This window comes from Micromonospora sp. NPDC052213 (genome assembly GCF_040679695.1).
Classification (GTDB): Bacteria; Actinomycetota; Actinomycetes; order Mycobacteriales; family Micromonosporaceae; genus Micromonospora.
This window is the reverse complement of the sequence record NZ_JBFAVI010000332.1, coordinates 1-2,096: the sequence shown is the minus strand read 5'-3', so window position 1 is coordinate 2,096 and position 2,096 is coordinate 1. Positions and strand designations below refer to the sequence as shown.

Here is a 2,096-nt window from a genome sequence, read left to right as displayed (position 1 = left end):
CGCCACCGACCTGCCGGCCGGTCCGCCGACCGCCGTGCTGGCGCTCGGCCACGGCGCGGGCGGTGACGTCGACGCCCCCGACCTGCTCGCGCTCCGCGACGCGGCGGCCGGCGCGGGCCTGGTGGTGGCACGGGTGACCCAGCCGTACCGCGTGGCCGGCCGGCGCGCCCCGGCTCCGGCCGGGCACCTCGACGAGGCGTGGACCGCCGTGCTCGCCGTGCTGCGGGAGCGGCATCCCGGCGTACCCCTGCTGGTGGGTGGGCGCTCCAGCGGCGCGCGGGTGGCCTGCCGCACCGCGCGGGCGGTCGGCGCCGCCGGTGTGGTCGCGCTCGCGTTCCCGTTGCACCCGCCCGGCCGCCCGGAGCGGTCCCGGGCCTCGGAACTGGCGACCGGCCTGCCGACCCTGGTGGTCAACGGCGACCGCGACCCGTTCGGGGTCCCGGAGCCCGGACCCGCGGTGCGCGTGGTCACCCGACCCGGGGAGCGGCACGACCTGCGGGGCGATCCGACCGGCACGGCCGCGGCGGTGCGCGACTGGCTGCGCGAGCGGGGCTGGGCGCGGCCCTGATCCCGGCGCGCGATTTCGTCCCGCGCGCTCTCCGCCCCCACCGCTCGTGGGCGCGAGCCTCCGTCCGGCCCTGCTGGGCGCGGCCCGGTCGGTGGGCGGCCGACGCGCCGCGGGCGGGCGAGGACGCGCCCCGGGGACGGGGCGACGCTCCGGCCGGCCGTGTCCGGTGGCCGCGGCGGGTCGTTGCATCGGATGGCGCCGGACGCCCGGTTCGGGCGGCGGCGCCGGTCCTCCCAGGCCCTTCCTGGTCCCAGCGTCGGCGTCCCGCCGGGGCCGGGACCAGGAACGGGAGGCCCGGCCGGAATGCCCCGCCCGTCCGTGCCGTTGCACCCCCCGGACGACATTTCTGGCGAGGGGGGTGACCGGGTGCCGATCGAGACGCAGGCCCGGGAACGGGACGAGCGGGGAGCGCGGCAGCTGCGGCAGTTGCTGGGCGCTCCGGACTGGCCCGCGACGGCGCCGCCGGTCGGCGTGGCCGCGGTGAGCACGAGCACACCCGCCGGAAGTGAATCTGTGGGCAGGTCTGTGCGCGTATCCTCGGCGGGAAAGCATCCGACGCGAGGGGATGTGCGGTTGACCACCGAGAAGACGGACGAGCGCAGGGCCCGATTCGAGCGGGACGCGATGCCCTTCGTCGATCAGCTCTACGCTGCCGGCCTGCGGATGACCCGCAACCCGGCGGATGCGGAGGACCTGGTCCAGGAGACGTACCTGAAGGCGTACGCCGCCTTCCACCAGTTCGAGCAGGGCACGAACCTGAAGGCCTGGCTCTACCGGATCCTGACCAACACCTACATCAACTCCTACCGCCGCCGGCAGCGCCAGCCGATCCAGGCGCCGACCGACGAGATCACCGACTGGCAGCTCGCCGAGGCCGAGTCGCACACCTCCAGCGGGCTGCGTTCGGCCGAGACCGAGGCGCTGGACCGGCTGCCGGACAGCGACGTCAAGGAGGCCCTCCAGCAGTTGCCGGAGGAGTTCCGCCTGGCCGTCTACCTCACCGACGTCGAGGGCTTCTCCTACAAGGAGGTCGCCGACATCATGGGCACGCCGATCGGCACGGTGATGTCGCGGCTGCACCGGGGTCGACGTAATCTGCGCAAGCTGCTTGAGCAGTACGCCGCGGAGCGGGGCTTCACCGCCGCGTCGTCGAAGAAGGGCTCAACCGCTGCCGCCGGCCGGGAGGTGTGACGTGAGCTGTGGGGAACCGCACGAGACGGACTGCCGTGAGGTGCTGGCGGAGGTCTACCTCTACCTGGATCTGGAGTGCGCCGAGGAGCGGCGCACGCTGATCCGCTACCACCTCGACGAGTGCGGGCCGTGCCTGCGCGAGTACGGCATCGAGCAGGAGGTGAGGGCGCTCGTCGCCCGCTGCTGCGGCAACGAGACCGCGCCCGACCAGCTGCGGGAGCGGCTCCGGGTCCGGCTGGCCGAGCTGGTCGTGTTCGAGAACAGCGAGTCGCGGGAGCTGGCCGACTGAGGCCGGCGGCACCGACAGCAACGCCGGTGGCCCGGGTCGTCTCCGACC

At 75.0% G+C, this 2,096-nt stretch carries 3 protein-coding genes; all 3 read left to right on the top strand.

The annotated features are described in order from the left end of the window. Positions 1-10: 10 nt before the first annotated feature. The 3 genes from AB0L34_RS33660 to rsrA all read left to right on the top strand — a co-directional run bounded on the left by AB0L34_RS33660 (position 11) and on the right by rsrA (position 2,048). A complete protein-coding gene (locus tag AB0L34_RS33660) occupies positions 11-568 on the top strand; it encodes an alpha/beta family hydrolase (protein ID WP_363709701.1) in 558 nt (185 codons plus the stop codon). A 366-nt stretch (positions 569-934) separates the two neighbouring features. Continuing rightward, a complete protein-coding gene (locus tag AB0L34_RS33655) occupies positions 935-1,759 on the top strand; it encodes a sigma-70 family RNA polymerase sigma factor (protein WP_350703778.1) in 825 nt (274 codons plus the stop codon). Between the two features lies 1 nt (position 1,760). Beyond that, positions 1,761-2,048: a mycothiol system anti-sigma-R factor gene (rsrA, locus tag AB0L34_RS33650; protein ID WP_363709699.1), complete on the top strand. Its 288-nt coding sequence runs from the start codon at positions 1,761-1,763 to the stop codon at positions 2,046-2,048. The last annotated feature ends 48 nt before the right edge of the window (positions 2,049-2,096 follow it).